General features: G+C 54.2%; 19 protein-coding genes and 1 tRNA gene. 12 read left to right on the top strand and 8 right to left on the bottom strand.

Annotated elements, in window-relative coordinates; genetic code table 11:
- Window positions 1–29 precede the first annotated feature (29 nt).
- From IQ22_RS08980 to IQ22_RS08935, 10 genes are all read left to right on the top strand, one after another.
- Window positions 30–890, top strand: a complete 861-nt coding sequence (locus IQ22_RS08980) for a sugar phosphate isomerase/epimerase family protein (protein ID WP_145140868.1) — start codon at window positions 30–32, stop codon at window positions 888–890.
- Between the two features lie 138 nt (window positions 891–1,028).
- Entirely contained in the window at window positions 1,029–2,051 is a 1,023-nt protein-coding gene (locus IQ22_RS08975) for a Gfo/Idh/MocA family protein (RefSeq protein WP_145140866.1), read from the top strand.
- Between the two features lie 298 nt (window positions 2,052–2,349).
- Window positions 2,350–2,565 (top strand): hypothetical protein, encoded by a 216-nt coding sequence (locus tag IQ22_RS08970; protein ID WP_145140864.1) that lies wholly within the window; start codon window positions 2,350–2,352, stop codon window positions 2,563–2,565.
- A 68-nt stretch (window positions 2,566–2,633) separates the two neighbouring features.
- Complete coding sequence (locus tag IQ22_RS08965; RefSeq protein ID WP_145140862.1) at window positions 2,634–3,575, top strand: sugar ABC transporter substrate-binding protein; 942 nt, start codon at window positions 2,634–2,636, stop codon at window positions 3,573–3,575.
- A 152-nt stretch (window positions 3,576–3,727) separates the two neighbouring features.
- Window positions 3,728–4,954, top strand: coding sequence for a maltoporin (locus tag IQ22_RS08960; protein ID WP_145140860.1), 1,227 nt, complete (start codon window positions 3,728–3,730; stop codon window positions 4,952–4,954).
- Between the two features lie 395 nt (window positions 4,955–5,349).
- On the top strand, window positions 5,350–6,261 hold the full coding sequence (locus IQ22_RS08955) for a sugar ABC transporter substrate-binding protein (RefSeq protein ID WP_145140858.1): 912 nt from the start codon (window positions 5,350–5,352) through the stop codon (window positions 6,259–6,261).
- Window positions 6,262–6,325: 64 nt separating this feature from the next.
- A complete protein-coding gene (locus tag IQ22_RS08950; protein WP_145140856.1) occupies window positions 6,326–7,900 on the top strand; it encodes a sugar ABC transporter ATP-binding protein in 1,575 nt (524 codons plus the stop codon).
- Between the two features lie 97 nt (window positions 7,901–7,997).
- Complete coding sequence (locus tag IQ22_RS08945; RefSeq protein WP_145140854.1) at window positions 7,998–9,020, top strand: ABC transporter permease; 1,023 nt, start codon at window positions 7,998–8,000, stop codon at window positions 9,018–9,020.
- A 154-nt stretch (window positions 9,021–9,174) separates the two neighbouring features.
- Window positions 9,175–9,411, top strand: a complete 237-nt coding sequence (locus IQ22_RS08940; protein ID WP_145140852.1) for a hypothetical protein — start codon at window positions 9,175–9,177, stop codon at window positions 9,409–9,411.
- Window positions 9,412–9,722: 311 nt separating this feature from the next.
- The gene (locus IQ22_RS08935) at window positions 9,723–10,502 is read left to right on the top strand and encodes a type IV pili methyl-accepting chemotaxis transducer N-terminal domain-containing protein (RefSeq protein ID WP_145140850.1); all 780 of its coding nucleotides are present in this window, start codon (window positions 9,723–9,725) and stop codon (window positions 10,500–10,502) included.
- A 414-nt stretch (window positions 10,503–10,916) separates the two neighbouring features.
- On the opposite strand, the gene ychF is transcribed toward IQ22_RS08935, so the two are convergent.
- The 8 genes from ychF to IQ22_RS08895 form a co-directional block, all read right to left on the bottom strand.
- Entirely contained in the window at window positions 10,917–12,017 is a 1,101-nt protein-coding gene (ychF, locus tag IQ22_RS08930; protein WP_145140848.1) for a redox-regulated ATPase YchF, read from the bottom strand.
- A 21-nt stretch (window positions 12,018–12,038) separates the two neighbouring features.
- Complete coding sequence (pth, locus tag IQ22_RS08925) at window positions 12,039–12,623, bottom strand: aminoacyl-tRNA hydrolase (protein WP_145140846.1); 585 nt, start codon at window positions 12,621–12,623, stop codon at window positions 12,039–12,041.
- A 29-nt stretch (window positions 12,624–12,652) separates the two neighbouring features.
- Complete coding sequence (locus IQ22_RS08920; RefSeq protein WP_145140844.1) at window positions 12,653–13,264, bottom strand: 50S ribosomal protein L25/general stress protein Ctc; 612 nt, start codon at window positions 13,262–13,264, stop codon at window positions 12,653–12,655.
- A gap of 110 nt (window positions 13,265–13,374) precedes the next feature.
- Window positions 13,375–14,316, bottom strand: coding sequence for a ribose-phosphate pyrophosphokinase (locus tag IQ22_RS08915; protein WP_145140842.1), 942 nt, complete (start codon window positions 14,314–14,316; stop codon window positions 13,375–13,377).
- A gap of 44 nt (window positions 14,317–14,360) precedes the next feature.
- A tRNA-Gln gene (locus IQ22_RS08910) sits at window positions 14,361–14,435 on the bottom strand.
- A gap of 31 nt (window positions 14,436–14,466) precedes the next feature.
- Complete coding sequence (ispE, locus tag IQ22_RS08905; RefSeq protein ID WP_145140840.1) at window positions 14,467–15,318, bottom strand: 4-(cytidine 5'-diphospho)-2-C-methyl-D-erythritol kinase; 852 nt, start codon at window positions 15,316–15,318, stop codon at window positions 14,467–14,469.
- Window positions 15,315–15,911, bottom strand: a complete 597-nt coding sequence (lolB, locus tag IQ22_RS08900) for a lipoprotein insertase outer membrane protein LolB (protein WP_145141180.1) — start codon at window positions 15,909–15,911, stop codon at window positions 15,315–15,317. Before lolB ends, ispE begins: the two co-directional genes overlap by 4 nt.
- Window positions 15,912–15,937: 26 nt before the next feature.
- A complete protein-coding gene (locus IQ22_RS08895; RefSeq protein ID WP_145140838.1) occupies window positions 15,938–17,665 on the bottom strand; it encodes a tetratricopeptide repeat protein in 1,728 nt (575 codons plus the stop codon).
- A gap of 133 nt (window positions 17,666–17,798) precedes the next feature.
- Between IQ22_RS08895 and hemA the strand changes: the two genes are divergently transcribed.
- Together hemA and prfA are read left to right on the top strand one after the other, a co-directional pair.
- Window positions 17,799–19,064, top strand: a complete 1,266-nt coding sequence (gene hemA, locus IQ22_RS08890) for a glutamyl-tRNA reductase (protein ID WP_145140836.1) — start codon at window positions 17,799–17,801, stop codon at window positions 19,062–19,064.
- Window positions 19,064–20,146 carry a peptide chain release factor 1 gene (gene prfA, locus IQ22_RS08885; RefSeq protein ID WP_145140833.1) on the top strand — a complete coding sequence of 361 codons (1,083 nt, stop codon included), beginning with the start codon at window positions 19,064–19,066 and terminating at the stop codon, window positions 20,144–20,146. The genes hemA and prfA overlap by 1 nt, the downstream gene beginning before the upstream one ends.

The following is a 20,146-nucleotide window of genomic DNA, read 5'->3' as shown; positions in this document are numbered from 1 at the left end:
CGGGGGAGGCCGCCAGAGGAGAACAGATCATGCGTATTTGTCTAGACCCGAACATGTATCGTTTCCTGCCCATTCCCAAGATGGTGGATAAGGTGGCGGAGCTGGGCTACGACTACATTGAACTGTCCCCACGGGACGATTTCCTGCCGTTCTATAAATATCCGCGCGTCGACAAGGACCGCATCCGCGAATTCAAGAAGGCCCTGAGTGACACAGGCGTAAAGCTGTCTTCGCTGCTGCCGGTCTACCACTGGGCTGCAACGGACGAGGAGCTGCGCAAGGCAGCGGTGCGTAACTGGAAGCGTGCCATCGAGATCTGCGTGGAAATGGACTGCGACCTGATGAACACTGAGTTCAGTGGCCAGTCGGACCAGCCCTTGGCATGCGAAAACCAGTTCATGAAATCCATGGAGGAGTTGCTGCCAATCTTTGAGCGCGAGGGAATCAAGCTTGATATCCAGGCGCATCCGTATGATTTCTGCGAGCGCAATAACGAGTCGGTCGACTTGATTCGCGGCCTCGACAAGGACTTCGTGAATTACCTGTACGCCGCGCCGCACACCTTCTTTTACGACGACGGCAAGGGCGATATTGCCTCGATGCTGAAATATGCCGGAGACAAACTAACCCACCTCATCATCGCGGATACCTGGAACCATCGGGCTTCGTCCGGGCTGCGTTACATCGTCAACCCGCCGGGCGTTACGGCAACGGTGCACCAGCACATGGATATCGGCCAGGGCGAAGTGGACTGGGACGCCTTTTTCTCCACCTTGCGCGAGATGAAGTTCGACGGCATTGCCACTGTAGCCGTATTTGGTTTCGAAGACCGGGCCGACGAGTCCAGTCGCTTTATGCTTGAGCGCCTGAAGAAAGAGTTCATGAGTTAATCATGTAGTCGAATCTTCAAAGACAGGCAGTCCGGAACTGCCTTGTTTCCCTTCATTCCATGGGCGGTTTTGGCTGCGATTGAGGAATTCCACAGGATTCCTTGAATCGCAGCCTTTTTTTGCCCGAGGAGACAGACCATGCGTATAGGACTCGTGGGATATGGCAAGGGCGGCCGTTATTTTCATGCGCCGTTGATTGCCAGCACACCTCATGCAACTTTGGCTGGCGTGGTGACACGCTCGCCCGAGCGACGGGCCGAACTTGCCCAGGACCATCCGCAAACACCCGCCTACGATACCCTGGCCCAGTTGATCGATACGGGCATCGATGCCGTCATCATCTCCACACCGCCCGATACCCGGTACGAGTTGATCATGGAGGCTATCGAACACGGTATTCCCGTGGTCAGTGACAAGCCGTTCGCCAGGGATGAAACGCAAGCCCGTGAGCTGGTCCGGGCGGCGGAAGAGGCGGGGGTAATGTTGACTGTCTACCAGAACCGCCGCTGGGACTCGGACGTTCTTACGGTACGGCGTCTGATCAGCAACGGTACGCTCGGTACCATCCAGACCTGTGAATCCCGTATTGAGGTTTTCGATCCAGTATCGGCTTACCAAAATACAGGGGGCGGTGTATTGCGTGATATTGGCAGCCATTTGGTCGATCAGGCGCTGCTACTGTTCGGGCCAGCTCAGAGCGTTTATGCCGAAGTAAGTTTTCTGCCGGATACGGTCGAGCGTGACGACGGATTTTTCCTCTCGCTGCATCATGAAGGCGGAGTTATCTCGCATATTCATGGTAACTGCCTGCAAAAGACACCAGGCCCGCGTTTTCGCGTGACGGGTTCGACAGCCAGTTACACCGTGGAGGGGCTCGACGGTCAGACCCAGGCCCTGTTCGATGGACGTTCGCCACGTACGGAAAAAGACCGATGGGGCCTGGAGGAACATCGGCGGTGGGGGTGGCTGCAACGTGGTGAGGACCGTGAACGGGTACCTTCCGAGCGAGGGCGCTGGGATCTCTTCTACAGCCAGCTCGCTCAGGCTTTGCAAGGGAAGGCCCGGCCCCCAGTTGACCCATGGGATGCCGTTGCCTGCATAAGGGTGCTGGATGCTGCCCGACAGAGTGGTCAGGAAGGCTGCGTTGTTTCCTTAGGCTGACAAGCCTCGCTTTTTACACAGATGAGCATTCAACCTTCTTTTCATAAGCCTGCATTGCCGCTTTGCTGCAGGCTTCCCCACTGTTTTCTTACCTTCAGAACTGTCTGTTTGGGCGCTTTCGGGTGTGTTGTCCCCATCCAGTCAAGTGTTTGAAAATATGTTTAATAAAATTCTAAAAATTATTGATGTGGAATTTATTTTCCAATAAAGTCACTTCTAGGTTGACGTGTTAACGGTCCGGCTTGATGCCATACGAGTCACGCCGGGCGAGCCCAACAACAATAAATAGGTGCCGTCGATGAAAACCGTCCCGCTTTCTGCTACCGCTTTTACGCTCGTACAGCGAGCCTTCTTCTCCCGTCGCTTCCAACGTGCTCTTTCCCTGTTGTTACAAAGTGTCCAGACTGCAGGCTCGCTTCGCTATCTACCGCTGGGCCCTCAGGATCTGAATAACCGTCACCTCCGCATGCCCTCATCGCATCGCTCCAAACCGGTGGGCTCTTTTCACCGATGAGCCCTTCAGGCTCGCGATAACGCTACAAGCACTGCCATAACACCAACAATAAAATGGAGTTATCTATCATGCGGATGAAAAACCGTGTCGCTTCTTTAGCCCTGTCGTTATTGATGACCAGCACGGCAGCTTTGGCCGATCTCAAAGTCGGCGTGAGCATGGCGCAGTTCGATGATAATTGGCTTACGTACCTGCGCGAATCTATGGCGGATAAAGCCAAATCAATGCCTGATGGTGTCCAGCTTCAGTTCGAAGACGCCCGTAGTGATGTGGTCAAGCAGATCAACCAGGTACAAAGTTTTATTAGCCAGAAGGTCGACGCCATTATCGTCAATCCAGTCGACACGGCGGCCACGCGGAACATTACCGAGGCGGCGACCAAGGCCGGTATTCCGCTGGTCTATGTGAACCGCCGGCCGGATGAGAAAACCCTGCCGGAAGGCGTGGTGGTTGTCGCTTCGAATGACCTGGAAGCGGGCCGCCTGCAGATGCAGTACCTGGCTGACAAAATGGGCGGAAAGGGCAACCTGGTCATCATGCTAGGTGATCTGGCCAATAACTCCACGCAAAACCGTACCAAGGGTGTGAAGGAAGTTCTGGCTAAATACCCAGACATCAAAGTTGTCGAGGAGCAGACAGGAAATTACATGCGCGACAAGGGTATGGACCTGATGAGCAACTGGCTGCTTTCCGGGCGTGAATTCGATGCCGTCGTGTCCAATAACGATGAAATGGCTATTGGTGCCGCTATGGCGTTACAGCAGTCCGGCAAGAACAAGGGCTCCGTTCTGATCGGCGGAGTGGACGGTACGCCTGATGGCCTGGCTGCTGTGCAGCGCGGCATGCTTGCGGTATCGGTTTTTCAGGATGCCAAAGGTCAAGCGAACGGTGCCGTCGAGGCGGCGGTGAAAATGGCCAAGAACGAGCCGGTCGAGCAGAACGTCTGGATTCCCTACGAGCAGATCACGGCTGACAACGTCACATCGTTCCAGGCTCGGCTCAAGCAGTAATACCTCCCTAGGCGCCACTGTCCGGTAGCGCCCACTCCCGCGTCGATTATCTAAATCATTGCAGGACCGACCCGATGGGTCGGCTCCTGCATACGGGAGCGCTTCGCTTGAAAAAACTGAAAATCCAAGAATAAAAATAAACGGAGTTTGAAATGAACAGTATGCGTAACTGTGCACTGGCTTTTGCCGCTTCCTGTTTGGCTCCCGCTGCGGCCGAGGCCCTGGAATACGAAGGCTATATCCGTAGCGGTGCGGGTATTTCCACTGGATCTGAATCACAGAGCTGTTTCAAGCTGCCCGGCGCTTCGTCCAAATACCGGTTGGGCAACGAATGCGAGCAATTGGCCGAGTTGGGGGCCTATCACGATTTCATGAAGCTGGGCGACGGCTCCCGTGTCGGTCTCTATGGCATGGCTCAGCTCTATAACGAATACGATCACACGCCACGTTTCACCGGCGAGTATGGGCAGACAAGGCTGGTCCAGGGATATGCCTACTGGCATGACATCGCCGCGCTGAATGGCGGCTCGCTGTGGGCTGGACGCCGGTACTACAAACGTAATGCGATCGACATTTCCGACTTTTTCTACTGGAACCAGAGCGGTACGGGCGCTGGTATCGAAGATGTAGAAATCGACGGTCTGCGCTACAGCTATTTCTTCTCCCGTAAGGACAGCTTCGATCAGGAGCGTTATATCAATCGTCATGATTTCAACGTGGCTGGTTTCAAGACTGGCTCGTGGGGCGAGCTGGAGTTAGGTGTCAGCTACATCGAAGAGCCAAAGTGGGTCGACGCTCACAGCGGTTGGGCCGTGACTGCTCAACACAAGAAAGAGAACTTCATGGGGTGGGGCGGCGGTAATACCTTTGCCGTTCAGTACGGTGCGGGGCCTGGGGTGGCCTTGGGTTCTACCGGCCCGACTGACTACGATCGGGGAAATGTCAGCTTACGAGTAGTAGAGTTTTTTGACTGGCAGGCTACACGCCGCTTTGGTGGGCAGTTTCAGATGGTTTACCAACGTGATAAGCGCCGTTACGACGGTAATCAGGACTGGTATTCCATTGGTGGGCGTACGGTATATGGCCTTTCCGAGCAGTGGAAACTTGCGACCGAGCTGGGACATGACCGTGTAGAGGCTGACGACGGTACGCGTAAACTCACTAAGCTCACCATCGCACCTACGTGGTCGCCCAATGGCCCCACCTTCCGCAAGGCGCATCCCGAAGTTCGTTTCTACATAACCTATGCCGTTTGGAACCGTGCTGCACAGCGAGCTGCCGACGAGTTGGCGCCGGACTCGGCGCTGTCGAGCACTGGTACCTTCGGCTCTGATCGGCACGGGGCCAACATTGGTGTTCAGCTAGAGCACTCTTGGTAAGGACTGCGCTTATTTGTGAAAAATAAATTCGGAATACTTGTTGAAATGGAAAATTTATTCTAGTAAGTTCTGGTCCAAGGTTGACGACTGTAGCGTTCCTCCTGCGGCTTTATGCAGGAGGAACGCCCACCAAACAAAAACAAACAGGTACTGTCGATGAAACCCGCTTCTTTTCTTCAGACGTTTAGAGGTGATCTATCGATCACGGCTATCCGTTTCTTTTCGCCGAGCCGTCTGGCACGCACCTCAAGCGGCTATTCATGCTGGCAGCATCTTGCCTGTCCTTGTCATGAACTTATCCCTAGCAGACTTCTCCTGACCCGGCCTTTGGCTGCGTCGGGTTTTCTCCTGTTTTTGTCGGCATGACGCCGATGTACATGGCTTAAGGAGCCACCATGATGCGTTGTCTGAGTATGCTGCTCTGTCTGTTGATATCCCCGCTGGCGTGGTCCGAAGCGAAGATTGGTGTTGCGGTTGCTCAATACGATAACTACATCGCTTATCTGGTTCAGGCTATGCAAGAGCGCGCCAAGGAAGTGCCCGGCGGCGCCACCCTCCAGCTCGAAGATGCCGGCGGCGACGTGGTGCGTCAGTTAGGGCAGGTCGAAAACTTCATCAGCCAGAGCGTAGACGCCATTATTGTCAATCCGGCCGATACTGCTGCCACTCGTAAGATCACCGAGCGCGCCACCCTGGCTGGAATTCCTCTCGTCTATCTCAATAGCCGCCCGGAGGTAGAGAGCTTCCCGGCGGGCGTCGTATTCGTCGGTACCGATGAGCGCCGCATCGGCCAGATGCAAATGGAGTACCTCGCCGAAAAAATGGGCGGAAAGGGCGACCTCGCCATCATTCTGGGGCGGCTCGCCCATGACGACACGCGTAAACGCACTGCTGGCGTAAAGGATGTCCTGGCCAAGTATCCCGACATCAAGGTCGTGGAGGAGCAGTCTGCGAATTGGGAACGCGACAAGGGAATGGACGTAATGAGCAACTGGCTTTTGTCTGGCAAAAACATCGATGCTGTGGCGGCCAATAACGATGAAATGGGCATCGGTGCGGCCATGGCCTTACGCCAGGCGGGTAGCCAGGACGTCATGGTAGGTGGTGTCGATGGCACGGCGGATGGGTTGGATGCTATCAAGCGCGGTTTACTGAGCGTAACGGTCTTTCGCGATACCGTTGGTATTGGCGCCGGTTCGGTGGATGCCGCTGTACGCCTTATCAATAAGGAAAACCTGCAAGGTGATATCTGGGTTCCCGTTCAGTTGGTGACTCCCGAGAACTATCAGCAATTCCAGAGCAAATGACGATCAGACGCTAGCGCCACGCCTTCGGAGTGGCGCTCTAGAACGTTTCGAGGAGAACAAGAATATGCTCGGCTCAAACACTGCTGTAAAACTCCGAACTTATGATCAGGCTTCCCCCCGATATGCGGCCAACGAGGCGGAAAGTGAGTATCTGCTGGAGATCCTCAATGTCAGCAAGGGCTTTCCTGGCGTAAAGGCACTTTCCGACGTCCAGTTACGGGTTCGCCCTGGTACGGTCCTTGCGCTGATGGGTGAAAACGGTGCGGGGAAGTCCACCTTGATGAAGATCATCGCAGGCATCTACCAGCCCGACAGCGGTGAGCTGCGCCTGCGTGGCCAACCGGTTTCCTTTGCGACGCCTCTGGCAGCATTGCAGGCCGGAATCGCCATGATCCATCAAGAGCTCAACCTGATGCCGCACATGACTATCGCGGAAAATATCTGGTTGGGCCGAGAGCCCCTGAATGGCCTGCACATGGTCGATCATGGTGAGATGCATCGAAAAACGCAGGCTCTATTGGAGCGTCTGCGTATCTCTCTGGACCCTGAAGAGCCGGTTGGCCATTTAAGCATTGCCGAGCGGCAAATGGTCGAGATCGCCAAGGCTGTCTCTTACGACTCTGATGTTCTGATCATGGACGAGCCTACCTCGGCCATTACCGAAAAAGAGGTCGCCCACCTTTTCTCGATCATTGCCGACCTCAAAAGCCAGGGTAAAGGGATTATCTACATCACTCACAAGATGGATGAAGTGTTCAACATCGCCGATGAAGTTGCCGTCTTTCGTGATGGTGCCTACATTGGCCTACAGCGTGCCGACAGCATGGACGGCGATGGGCTCATCTCGATGATGGTGGGTCGCGAGCTGACCCAGTTGTTTCCCGAACGGACCCCGCCTACCGACAAGATCATCCTTTCCGTAAATAACCTAACCCTTGATGGCGTGTTCAAGAATGTCTCCTTTGAACTACATGCCGGGGAAATCCTGGGTATTGCCGGCTTGATGGGCTCTGGACGTACAAATGTGGCGGAAACCCTGTTTGGCGTCACGCCGGCTACCGGTGGCGAGATCTACCTGGATGGTGAGCGGATCGTCATGAGCGATCCTTGCCTCGCGATCCAGAAAGGCCTAGCGCTGCTGACCGAGGACCGCAAGGACACCGGTATTTTCCCGTGCCTGTCCGTTATGGAAAACATGGAGGTAGCCGTACTGCCTACCTTCTCCGGCAGCGGCTTTGTACAGCAGAAACCGCTGCGTGAGCTGTGCGAGGAAATGTGTAAGAAACTGCGCGTCAAGACTCCATCCCTGGAGCAATGCATTGCCAATCTCTCTGGAGGTAACCAGCAAAAGGCGCTCCTGGCCCGTTGGCTTATGACCAACCCACGCGTGCTTATTCTCGATGAGCCTACCCGCGGTATCGACGTAGGGGCCAAGGCAGAAATTTATCGCCTGATCGCTTATCTGGCCAGCGAGGGCATGGCAGTCATCATGATCTCTTCGGAGCTGCCCGAAGTATTGGGTATGAGCGATCGGGTCATGGTTATGCACGAAGGAGAAGTGACTGGCTGTCTGGACCGGGAGGACGCTACCCAGGAGAGGGTTATGCAGTTGGCCTCTGGCATTACGGCAATTCACTGATCAGCCGGGAGTTGCGCTCCCCTCTATCCGGACGTTCTGAACTCATCCTGCTTGCGCCCGCTTGCAGAGCCGAGGCGGACATACGAGGAAAATAACAATGAGCACAGTCATCGAAAACAAAACAGCCGCAGCGCCTCTTAAAGCCAGGCGGCGTATTCCCACGGAGCTCGGCATCCTCCTGGTGCTGTTTGGTATTGGCCTCATCTTCGAGTTATTCGGCTGGCTGATGCGTGACCAGAGCTTTTTGATGAACTCTCAGCGTCTGGTGCTCATGATTCTTCAGGTCTCGGTTATCGGCCTGATTGCCATTGGAGTAACACAAGTCATCATCACCACAGGCATCGACCTGTCGTCCGGCTCGGTTCTAGCACTATCGGCCATGGTGGCGGCGAGTCTGGCGCAAACGTCTGATTTCGGCCGAGCCGTCTTTCCAGCCCTGACCGACATGCCTGTTTGGGTGCCTATCATGGCGGGACTGGGGGTAGGGCTCCTGGCTGGCGTCATCAATGGCAGTATCATTGCCATTACGGGTATCCCGCCCTTTATCGCCACCTTGGGCATGATGGTATCAGCCCGCGGTCTGGCCCGTTACTACACAGAAGGCCAGCCAATCAGCATGCTGTCCGATTCCTATACGGCCATTGGTAGCGGCGCGATGCCGGTCATCATTTTTCTTGTAGTTGCGGTCATCTTCCATATCGCCTTGCGCTACACCAAATACGGCAAATACACCTACGCTATCGGCGGCAACATGCAGGCAGCGCGTATTTCCGGGATCAACGTCAAGCGTCACCTGATTATTGTCTACAGCATCGCCGGCCTTCTGGCAGGTCTAGCCGGAGTTGTCGCCTCTGCACGTGCCGCGACGGGTCAGGCAGGCATGGGTATGTCTTACGAACTGGACGCCATCGCTGCGGCCGTCATTGGCGGAACTAGCCTGGCTGGCGGGGTAGGGCGTATCACAGGTACGGTTATCGGAGCGCTGATCCTGGGCGTTATGGCCAGCGGCTTTACCTTTCTCGGCGTCGACGCCTACATCCAGGACATCATCAAAGGCATGATCATTGTTGTGGCGGTTGTAATCGACCAGTACCGCAACAAGCGCAAAGCCAAACGCTGATCTTTCCACGTCTTGGCCCGCAGCGTCTTTGCGGGCCTTTTTTATATCTGTCTGAGACTTGTTCAAATCCTTCAGACCTCATGCTTCGGAACCTTGATTGACTCTGGGCTCTCCATTCAAGAGAACCTAATGGCCACAAGGAGACTGCTCGTCCATGAACGCCACTCTAATCACATTTGCCCAGCTCTGCCCAGGCGATCGCTTTACCCTGCAGGATGATGATCGGCTGTTTACCAAGTTGAGCGATACGACTGCCCGTGAGCACAGTACCCATTCCATTAATCTCAAGGAAGAAGGGTTCGGCTATCAGGAAGACTCTGTCCAGACGATAACGGCTGAAACTAACGTCAACTATGTACCTGTAGATGGGCCTCTGCGAGTCAGTGGCTAGTCTGTAGAGAAAGACTATGCCCTTATGAGATGTCCTTGCTCCTGATAAGAAGTTAATGCAGTCACGCTTCTAATCAGGAGCGACATTATGTCCTAGTAAAAAAGTCCTATTGACTTTTCAAACCGCTAAAATGGAAGGCCCGCAACTTGATGTCTTTATGGCATCACTTTGAGTGATGAGTCGGCCTTCTACTGCTAGATCCCGCATCAATTAAATTGATAACCGCGGACTTCACGTATTCGTGGCGCCTTGTCGTGTTTAAAGAAAAGCTCGCCTTGCCTAGCCTGTGAATGGTTCTCTTGGAGAAATAAGTGTTAAAGGATTTTTTACGTGTAGCTGTATTGGGTATCTGTTTGGCCAGTACGTCTTGCTGGGCCGTTGTTACGCCCGAAGAAGCCATGAACATGGCAGGTCTTCAACGTACGTTGGGCCAGCGTATTGCCAAAGATTATTTGATGATGGGATCTGGGGTGCGGGTAGAGGTTGCAACCAAGCAGCTTAAGGACACGATCGCCTTATTCGAGAATCATCACAACGCACTGGTCGAATTCGCGCCTAACCCTACTATCCATAACAAGCTGGTTGAAATAGACAAGACCTGGCAAGCGTACAAGCAACTTGTGCAGACTGAGCCTGATAAAGAGCAGGCGGTAGGCATGCTAGCTGTTAATGATCAGTTGTTAGAGCAATGCCAGAAGCTAACTGATCTGGTCGAGCAGAACAATGGTGGCGAATCCTCGAGACTGGTGAACCGCAGTGGTTGGAATCGCGTATTGAGCCAGCGTATCGCAATGCTCTATATGGCCAAGAACTGGGGCATTAAAGCGCCTGGTTTGGATGATTCCTTTACCAAGTCCGTCGGCGAGTTTGATACCGTTATGGCAGAGCTTCATGCGGCAGGGACCCCTAATCCCGAAATAGCTAACGCGTTGCGTAAAGCTGAAGCCCAATGGAAGTTCACCCGCACGGCAGTAGATCTAGCTACTCCAGGTAACTATATCCCAACCGCAATGGCGTCTAGTGCCGATACGTTGTTCAAGCAGATGAATGAGCTGACACGTTTGTATGCGGGCTTGTCTGCAAGCAATTAACTGCCGCGTAGAAAGGCAAGATCACTCATTATGGCCCTGGTTGATCTTGCCCAACTCTTTCTCTCTCCATCTCAAAAGCAGGCTGCAAAATTTAGAGGTATTGGTAAACGCCTTACGGATGTCTACCAGTATCCAGAAAGCAGAATGCTAATCCTGCGGTAACCGGATGGCCTTGTGATTCGCGTGATGGTGATTTTAGCAAAGCGGGGTGTAACGAGCGGGACTACCACAATCGCTGACTTTCCCTATCGGCTCCATGGGGCTAGAGCCAACAGCTACACTGATTAACTAGGTAAGAAGCAAGGATTCTACTTTCGGGTAATACCTGTCAATGACATGACGGGCATTCACTTATGATGTCTGGCGCACGCAAGAAGAAAAGGCGGACCCGCTAAAAGAGGCCCGCTCAAAGGGTCAGACGTTGAAGCGGAAGTGCATAACATCGCCGTCTTTGACGATATAGTCCTTACCTTCCAATCGCCACTTGCCAGCTTCCTTGGCGCCGTTTTCACCCTTGTATTGGATGAAATCATCGTAGGCGACTACTTCAGCACGAATGAAACCTTTCTCGAAATCTGTGTGAATCACCGCTGCCGCTTGCGGAGCGGTAGCGCCAACCTTAACCGTCCAGGCGCGAACTTCCTTCACCCCAGCAGTAAAGTATGTCTGCAGATTCAATAGCTCATAGCCTGCTCGAATGACACGATTAAGCCCAGGCTCTTCCAGACCTAACGACTCAAGGAACATATCCTTTTCTTCACCGTCGTCTAGTTCAGCGATTTCAGCTTCGATCTTGTTGCAGACTGGAACAACGATGGCGCCTTCTTCGGTAGCGATGGCTTTGACGACATCTAGGTGCGGATTGTTTTCGAATCCATCTTCAGCCACGTTGGCGATGTACATGACAGGCTTGCTGGTCAGCAAGTGAAAGCTGCGGACCATGCGCTTCTGTTCATCATCCATATTCTTTATCAGGCTGCGAGCTGGCTTGCCTGCTTCGAAATGAGGGATAAGTTTTTCCAGTAGCGTTTTTTGAGCGACCGCTTCCTTGTCACCACCCTTGGCGTTGCGGGTTACACGTTGCAGTTGTTTTTCGCAGCTTTCCAGATCCGCAAAAATCAACTCAAGATCAATAACTTCGATATCCCGCTTCGGATTTACGGAGTTAGCAACGTGAATGACGTTTTCGTCTTCAAAGCAACGAACTACATGGGCGATGGCGTCGGTTTCGCGGATGTTAGCCAGGAACTTATTTCCGAGGCCTTCACCTTTAGAGGCGCCTTCAACCAGGCCGGCAATATCCACGAACTCCATTGTCGTAGGAATAACGCGCTCAGGCTTGACGATTTCAGCCAGGGCGTTAAGACGACTGTCGGGCATGGGCACTACGCCGCTATTTGGCTCGATAGTGCAGAAGGGAAAGTTTTCCGCCGCGATACCGGATTTGGTGAGGGCGTTAAACAGGGTGGACTTGCCAACATTGGGCAGGCCGACGATGCCACAATTAAATCCCATGAAATATCCCTCGCGAGTGAGTTAGGCCTTCTGGCTATGCAGACGCTGCATGGCGCGGGTCCAATCCCCGGCCAGAATATCCGGCAGCACGCCGAGGGCAAAATCGATACTGGTATCCAGCAGTTCCTGTTCGGCGCGTGGCGCACGGCCTAGTACATAACCGGACACTAGACTGCTATGCCCCGGATGGCCAATGCCAAGCCGCAGGCGATAAAAACCGTTTTGATTGCCTAGTTGGGCAATAATATCGCGCAACCCATTATGTCCACCGTGCCCGCCACCTTTTTTAAGTTTGGCAACACCTGGCGGCATGTCGAGTTCGTCATGAGCAACCAAGATAGACTCTACGGGAATGCGAAAGAAACCTGCCAATGCCGCTACGGCTTGACCGCTACGGTTCATGTAGGTCGTAGGAATAAGAAGACGAACGTCTTGGCTTGCGTGGCTAAAGCGCCCTGTCAGACCAAAGTACTTACGATCCGCTACTAAATTAACGTTATGGCGCGCTGCAAGGCGCTCAACAAAAAGGGCTCCCGCGTTATGCCGGGTCTGTTCGTATTCACTGCCTGGATTGCCCAAGCCAACGATCAGTTGTACGGCGGTCACGACGGGAGCCCCTCTCTCAAGCCAATGCCTTACTCAGCAGAGCCTTCGCCTTCGGCTGGTGCCTGAACGCGCGACAAGTGAATGCTTGCAACAGGCAGGTCGCTGCCATGAGCCAGCGATACCAGTTCAACGCCAGCAGGCAGAGTCAGATCGCTCATATGAACGATCTGGTTCAGCTCAACCTTGGACATGTCGACTTCAATGAACTCAGGCAGATCCTTAGGTAGGCAGGATACTTCCACTTCGTTCACGTTGTGCTGGATTTCGCCGCCGCCTTGCTTGACGCCAACAGCCACATCCTGGTTGATGAAGTGCAGCGGAACGATAGCGGTCAGCTTGTGATCAGCCACGACGCGCAGGAAGTCTGCGTGTACGACGTAACCCTTGGCTGGGTGACGCTGCAGAGCCTTGATCAGAACGCTTTCGCTCTGGCCATCAACGTTTAGGTTGATAACATGGCTGAAGGCAGCTTCGTTAGTCAGCAGCTTGGCCAGGTCTTTGCCTTCCAGTGTAATGGAGGCAGGTGCTTTTTCGCCGCCGTAGATTACGGCAGGTACTTGTTCAGCATTACGACGCAGGCGGCGGCTCGCACCTTTCCCCAGGTCGGAACGCAGTTGGGCATTCAGGGTAAAATCGACCATATATAGTCTCCAAAAATAACAATTGCCTGGAAGCACTTGCGACCAGCGCGATCAGGCCATTGATTAAAAAGCCCCGCATAGAGCGGGGCCGTTGCATCAAACGCCTGTTCTTAACGGAACATGGCGCTGATGGATTCCTCATTGCTAATCCGGCGCACGGCCTCTGCAACCACTGGAGCGATGTCCAGTTGACGGATGCGAGTGCAAGACTGTGCAGCTGCAGACAGCGGAATGGTATTCGTTACTACCAGCTCATCAAGTACGGAGTTATCGATGTTTTCGATCGCTCGACCAGACAGTACTGGGTGAGTGCAATACGCTAGAACCTTGGTTGCACCGTGCTCTTTCAACGCTTTGGCAGCGTGGCAGAGCGTACCAGCTGTATCGACCATATCATCGACTAGTACACAAGTGCGGCCTTCAATATCACCAATGATGTGCATCACTTCAGACTGATTCGCCTTGGGGCGACGCTTGTCAATGATTGCAAGGTCAACACCTAGACTCTTCGCCACGGCGCGAGCGCGAACGACACCACCAATATCCGGCGATACGATCATCAGATTCTCGAAGCGCTGATCTTCTATATCGTCAACCAGGGCAGGAGAACCGTAAATGTTATCGACGGGGATATCAAAGAAGCCTTGGATCTGGTCGGCATGTAAGTCAACCGTTAGAACGCGGTTGACGCCAACCACCGTTAGCATATCGGCCACAACTTTGGCGCTAATTGCAACGCGTGCGGAACGTGGGCGACGATCCTGACGTGCATAGCCGAAGTAGGGGATAACTGCGGTAATACGAGTTGCTGAAGAACGGCGGAAGGCATCGGCCATCACAACCAGTTCCATCAGGTTATCATTAGTAGGTGCACAGGTCGGTTGAATCAGGAAGACATCCTTACCACGAACGTTTTCGTTGATTTCGACACTGATTTCGCCATCGGAGAACTTACCGACGGAAACATCACCTAGAGGAATGTGCAGCTGACGCACAATGCGCCGTGCCAGATCGGGGTTTGCGTTCCCCGTAAAGACCATCATCTTGGACACGCTGCAGTACCTGCCGGCTGAGGGTGGACCTGATGAAAAGAAAATGGCAGGGGCGGCTGGATTCGAACCAACGCATGGCAGGATCAAAACCTGCTGCCTTACCGCTTGGCGACGCCCCTGTGGCGTTTCGGATACACCCGTATCCGTGTCTCAGAACAAACTTTCCAACTTGCGATGCAACATCGAAATGTTGCTTCCCTTCGCTATAAAGCTTGGCAGGGTAGCTGGAAGTTGGTCCGCAACTTTAACAGCTTCGGTCTCATTTGGGAAGCTCCCAAATATGCAACTTCCAGTGCCGGTTAATCTAGCTGAAACAAATTTGTTTAGCAAGATCAAAGCGTTATGAATTTCAGGATAACGCTTTTCTACCACGCTCTGGCAGTCGTTTCGACCGCCCCACTCGAGGACGGGGCGAACTTTACTGGGAGGCGTGTTCCGTGTCAACAGGGGATCGTTAAAAATTTTTGCAGTACTTACAGACACTTGCGGAATTGCAACGAGAAACCAAGGCTCTTCAAGCTCTACAGGGGTCAGTTGTTCACCAATTCCTTCTGCCCATGCGGCCTTGCCGCGAACAAACACGGGAACGTCTGCACCTAGAGTAAGGCCAAGCTCTGCCAGCTCATCTAGATTGGCACCAAGCGACCAAAGATGATTAAGACCAAGCAATGTTGTTGCTGCATTAGAGCTGCCGCCCCCAATACCGCCACCCATGGGAAGCCGTTTATCCAGCCAGATATCGGCCCCTTGTGAGCAGCCAGTCACTTTTTGTAGCAGGCGTGCCGCTCGAACAATCAAGTTTTGGTCATGGTCGACGCCGAGAAGGGCGGTGTGAAGACGTATCTGCCCGTCGGCCCGTGGCAGGAAATGCAGCTCGTCGGCATGATCTACAAACTGGAAGACAGTTTGCAGTTCATGATAGCCGTCGTCGCGACGGCCCAATATGTGCAAAAAAAGATTGAGTTTGGCTGGGGCTGGCAGCGTTAGACGTTCAATGCTCATTTGCCTAGCTGGCGAGGCTGCCAGTCCTTTATAACGATGGTGACGTCGAGATCCTGCCCGTGTAACTTGATTCTCTCAGGTAAGGGATAACCGTTTTGTTCGGCATAGCGCGTGTACTCAACGGTCCAGCCGTCCTGTACCAGCTGCGACAGATGACTGTTGGCATCTAGGGTTAGCTGGCTGCGGCTTTCCGGAGCAGGCAGGCCGCGTACCCACCAGAGCAAATGTGATACCGGAAGCCGCCAGCCTAGCTGTTGTTCAAGAAGCGCTTCTGGGGAATCGGCTTGAAAGCGCCCTTGGTTGGCTACTTCGAGCGTTACATCCCCAGAGCGTCCTGTCAGACGTGCTGCGCCACGCCCTAAGGGACCTGACAGACGGATATCGAAGTAATCCTGACGTTGCAGCCAAAACAGGGTGCCACTGCCGGAGTCATTTTGCGTGCGGATACCTACCTTGCCGTTAATCTGCCAGCCATCCAGCGCAGAAATACGCGTCTTATGGACTTTCCAAAGCGCTGGGCTACCATGACCTTGAACGGTTTCCTGGGATACTTGGCCAGCACAGCCAGTTAACAGGACGATAAAAATCGTCAATAAAAACGTGTGGAAGCGGTAAGTTTTCACAGTGTTTCGGAGCCTGTCAGTCGCTTGAGCGTGCTGCGTAGCACGGCATTGTCGGAAGCCTGCTCGGCTGCGGTGGCCCAAACTTCGCGCGCTTCGTCCTTTTTGCCCTGGGCCCAGAGTACTTCGCCAAGATGAGCCCCGATTTCAGCATCAGGAAAGCGTTCAAGTGCCTCGCGTAGATAACGTTCCGCTTGCTCGAGCTGACCCTGACGATAGTTGATCCAGCCCATGCTATCCAAAATAGCAGGGTCGTTCGGGTTGATTTGGTGGGCTTTTTCGATAAGCGTCCGGGCCTCGGCATAGCGAGTGGTACGGTCAGCCAATGTATACCCCAATGCATTCAAGGCCATGGCATTGTTGGGGTCCTGGGCAAGAATGAAGCGCAGGTCCTTCTCCAGTTGAGCCAGATCGCCTCGCTTTTCTGCCACCATTGCACGTGTATAGAGTAGGTTGAGATCGTTTGGATATTGCTTGAGGCCTTGCTGCAGTATGTCCCAAGAAGCTTCGGGCTGGCCGTTATTGGTAAGGCTTTCTGCTTCGAGCAGGTAAAGTTGGATCGCATAATCAGGCTGCTGCTGGCGAGATTGTGCCAGTAGGCGTTTCGCTTCATCGAAGCGGCCCTGTCCCATCAGTAGCTCAGCTTGGCGTTGTTGGGCCGGCAGGTAATCGCTGCCTGGGCCAACCAGGGCGTATTCGGCCATGGCCTGCTCTGGCTCGTTCAGTTCTTCAGCTACACGACCCAGATTGAAGTGAGCGGCATCAACGTGGCTACCGCGCTGGACGAGTTCGTCCAGATAAGTGCGCGCATCGGTCCAGGCTTCAGCCTCGAGGCAGACCAGCGCCAGAGAGAAGCGCAGATCATCATCGTCCGGAAACTGAGCGACCAGGTCAGCGAATTCCTGCTTGGCCTTGTCCAGTTCGCCTTGCTCTACCAGCAGACGTGCATGGGCAAGCAAAAGACGTTTGTCGTCTGGATGCTGCTTGATACCTTGCTCTAACAGAGGCAGGGCTTCTTCGCTACGGCCCAGGCTCTGCAACATACGGGCGTGGAGAAGAAGAGGCGCTACCTCACGTTTGGCGGCAGGCTGTGAGTCAAGCAGTTTGAGGGCCTCGTCGACACGGCCGTCCTGTTGCAAGAGCAGAGCCTTGCCAAACAGGAGTTGACCATTGTCGGGGTACTTCGTCTGAAGGCGGTCAAAGCTTTTGAGAAGACCCTCACGAGTATCGGCGTCGGTTTCAGCTGCAGACAAGGCTAGAAAATCAAAATGCGTATCGCCTTGTCCTTGGAGCACCTTTTCCATATGGATCATGGACTCGTCATAGCGACCGGCACGTGCCAGCATGATGGCGGCGGCGCGTTGCGCGTCCAGATTATCCGGTGCGTTACGGGCCCAGATGACCGCAGTTTCGAGGGCAGAGTTGTCTGCCCCCAAGTATTCCGCAATGCGGAACGCCCGTTCTGCGATGCCAGGATCCTGGGTGCTTTTGGCTTGTTCAAGATAATTAGCCAGGGCGATATCGAAGCGGTTACGCTGGCCAGCCAGTTCGGCGACCAACAAGTCGTAAAGGGTATCTTCCCGGAAGCTTCCGTACGTTTCTGGCGGAGCCGGCACCGTAGCGGGTTTCTGTTCAGGAGCGGATGTCTGGTCGGGGGAGTGGCTGACGAGGTTCTGGCAGCCGGCAAGCAGCAGCGCAGTAGTTAGCAGCGCGAGATATCTAGTCATGTGATCGAAGCGGCCTCTCTGCAGTCAGTCCATCATGCCATAAGGTATTAGGCAAGCACATGGCCCTAATAGTTGTCGTTCAATCGACGAAGTAGGACAATTACCGGCTTTCCAAAAAACTTAGCGATTTTGCATGGCTTTCCTCGCGCTTGGCATCAATCACAAGACCGCCTCGGTGGATGTACGCGAACGCGTAGCTTTCACTCCCGAGCAAATGGTGGACGCACTTCGCCAGTTGTGCCAGGAGACCATGAGCCGCGAAGCGGCCATTTTGTCCACGTGCAACCGTAGTGAACTCTATCTCGAAATGGAGCAGCCGACTGCGGACCGGATATTGACGTGGCTGGCAGACTATCATCACCTTTCTTTTGAGGAGCTGCGGGCCTGCGCCTATGTTTTTCAAGAGGATGCCGCCGTACAGCACATGATGCGAGTCGCATCGGGCCTGGACTCTATGATTCTCGGTGAGCCGCAGATCCTGGGGCAGATGAAATCCGCCTATGCCGTAGCTCGTGAGGCTGGTACGGTAGGCCCTTTGTTAGGGCGCCTTTTTCAGGCAACGTTCAATACGGCAAAAAGTGTCCGTACCGACACCGCTATTGGCGAGAATCCGGTTTCAGTTGCCTTTGCTGCGGTCAGCCTGGCGAAACAGATCTTCAGCGATCTGAACCGTAGTCAGGCCTTGCTCATTGGGGCAGGCGAGACCATTACACTGGTCGCGCGGCATTTGTACGAACAGGGTGTTAAACGCATCGTAGTGGCTAACCGGACGCTCGAGCGGGCCAGCCATTTGGCTGAGCAATTCGGCGCACATACTATTTTGCTGGCTGATATACCTCAGGAGCTGCCGAATAGCGATATCGTTATCAGCTCAACGGCCAGTCAACTGCCTATCCTAGGCAAGGGCGCCGTAGAGCGTGCACTTAAACAACGCAAGCACAAGCCCATTTTTATGGTTGATATTGCCGTTCCGCGTGATATCGAACCTGAGGTAAGCGAACTGGCTGATGTTTACCTCTATACCGTAGATGATTTACATGAGGTCATCACGGAAAACCTTAAGAGTCGCCAGGGCGCTGCACAGGCAGCAGAGAAGCTGGTACTCGCTGGGGTCCAGGATTTCATGCATCGTCTGCGCGAGCGGGCTGCCGTGGATGTACTGCGGGCGTACCGACAGCAGGCAGAGCAGATGCGTGACGAAGAGCTGGCAAGGGCGCAGCGGCAGTTGGCGAATGGTGTTTCGCCGGAAATTGTCCTGGCCTCGCTGGCACGAAGCCTGACCAATAAGTTGCTGCATGCTCCTAGCGTACAGCTCAAGAAATTGTCTGCCGAGGGGCGTGTCGATGCGCTCACTCTGGCCCAGGAATTGTTCGCTCTCGATGGGAGCGAGGATAAATAATGAAAGCATCCCTGCTGCACAAACTCGACGGTCTTAACGACCGGTTCGAAGAATTGACCGCTCTGCTCGGCGACGCCGAAGTGATCAGTGACCAGACTCAGTTCCGAGCCTACTCGAAGGAGTATGCCGAGCTAGAGCCGGTTATCCATGCATTGCATGAATTTCGTAAGCTGCAATCCGACCTGGAAGGCGCACGGGCCTTACTGAAGGACAGCGATCCCGACATGCGCGCCATGGCGGAAGAAGAGGCCGAGCAGGCCCAGGCGGCCCTGGCTGGGCTGGAAGATCGGCTGCAGCGTATGTTGCTGCCTCGCGATCCTAACGATGGACGCAATGTTTTTCTGGAAATCCGCGCTGGCACGGGCGGGGACGAGGCCGCTATTTTTGCTGGCGACCTGTTCCGCATGTATTCACGGTATGCAGAACGCCAGGGATGGCGGGTAGAGGTTATGTCCGAAAACCTGGGCGAACATGGTGGGTATAAAGAAGTTATCGCACGGGTTGAAGGCGATAATGTCTATGCCAAGCTGAAGTTCGAATCAGGAGCTCACCGAGTTCAGCGCGTTCCGGAAACCGAGTCGCAGGGGCGTATTCATACCTCGGCCTGCACGGTAGCTGTCCTTCCTGAGCCTGATGAGCAGGCCGCCATCGAAATCAATCCGGCGGACCTACGGATTGATACCTACCGTTCGTCCGGTGCGGGTGGCCAGCACGTTAACAAGACTGAGTCGGCGATTCGCATCACACACATCCCCAGCGGCATAGTTGTCGAGTGCCAGGAAGAGCGTTCGCAGCACAAGAATCGGGCTAAAGCTATGGCCTGGTTGGCGGCCAAGCTGAATGACCAGCAGCAGGCAGCGCATCAACAGGCTATAGCCAGTACACGAAAGTTACTGGTGGGTTCGGGAGATCGTTCCGAACGCATTCGAACCTATAACTTTCCGCAAGGTCGAGTAACGGATCACCGGATCAATCTGACCCTGTACTCGCTGGCAGAGGTCATGGAGGGAGCGGTACAGCAGGTCATCGAGCCGCTTCTACAGGAATATCAGGCCGATCAGCTTGCGGCATTGGGAGATTGA

Source organism: Pseudomonas duriflava (assembly GCF_007830155.1).
In the GTDB taxonomy this organism is placed as follows: domain Bacteria; phylum Pseudomonadota; class Gammaproteobacteria; order Pseudomonadales; family Pseudomonadaceae; genus Chryseomonas; species Chryseomonas duriflava.
This window is presented reverse-complemented; position numbering and strand designations above follow the sequence as displayed.

Bases quoted from the DNA above. Each gene is read 5' to 3' on its own strand.
- IQ22_RS08980 (WP_145140868.1), top strand. From the start codon at position 30: ATGCGTATTTGTCTAGACCCGAACATGTATCGTTTCCTGCCCATTCCC.
- IQ22_RS08975 (WP_145140866.1), top strand. From the start codon at position 1,029: ATGCGTATAGGACTCGTGGGATATGGCAAGGGCGGCCGTTATTTTCAT.
- IQ22_RS08970 (WP_145140864.1), top strand. From the start codon at position 2,350: ATGAAAACCGTCCCGCTTTCTGCTACCGCTTTTACGCTCGTACAGCGA.
- IQ22_RS08965 (WP_145140862.1), top strand. From the start codon at position 2,634: ATGCGGATGAAAAACCGTGTCGCTTCTTTAGCCCTGTCGTTATTGATG.
- IQ22_RS08960 (WP_145140860.1), top strand. From the start codon at position 3,728: ATGAACAGTATGCGTAACTGTGCACTGGCTTTTGCCGCTTCCTGTTTG.
- IQ22_RS08955 (WP_145140858.1), top strand. From the start codon at position 5,350: ATGATGCGTTGTCTGAGTATGCTGCTCTGTCTGTTGATATCCCCGCTG.
- IQ22_RS08950 (WP_145140856.1), top strand. From the start codon at position 6,326: ATGCTCGGCTCAAACACTGCTGTAAAACTCCGAACTTATGATCAGGCT.
- IQ22_RS08945 (WP_145140854.1), top strand. From the start codon at position 7,998: ATGAGCACAGTCATCGAAAACAAAACAGCCGCAGCGCCTCTTAAAGCC.
- IQ22_RS08940 (WP_145140852.1), top strand. From the start codon at position 9,175: ATGAACGCCACTCTAATCACATTTGCCCAGCTCTGCCCAGGCGATCGC.
- ychF (WP_145140848.1), bottom strand. From the start codon at position 12,017: ATGGGATTTAATTGTGGCATCGTCGGCCTGCCCAATGTTGGCAAGTCC.
- IQ22_RS08920 (WP_145140844.1), bottom strand. From the start codon at position 13,264: ATGGTCGATTTTACCCTGAATGCCCAACTGCGTTCCGACCTGGGGAAA.
- ispE (WP_145140840.1), bottom strand. From the start codon at position 15,318: ATGAGCATTGAACGTCTAACGCTGCCAGCCCCAGCCAAACTCAATCTT.
- IQ22_RS08895 (WP_145140838.1), bottom strand. From the start codon at position 17,665: ATGACTAGATATCTCGCGCTGCTAACTACTGCGCTGCTGCTTGCCGGC.
- hemA (WP_145140836.1), top strand. From the start codon at position 17,799: ATGGCTTTCCTCGCGCTTGGCATCAATCACAAGACCGCCTCGGTGGAT.
- prfA (WP_145140833.1), top strand. From the start codon at position 19,064: ATGAAAGCATCCCTGCTGCACAAACTCGACGGTCTTAACGACCGGTTC.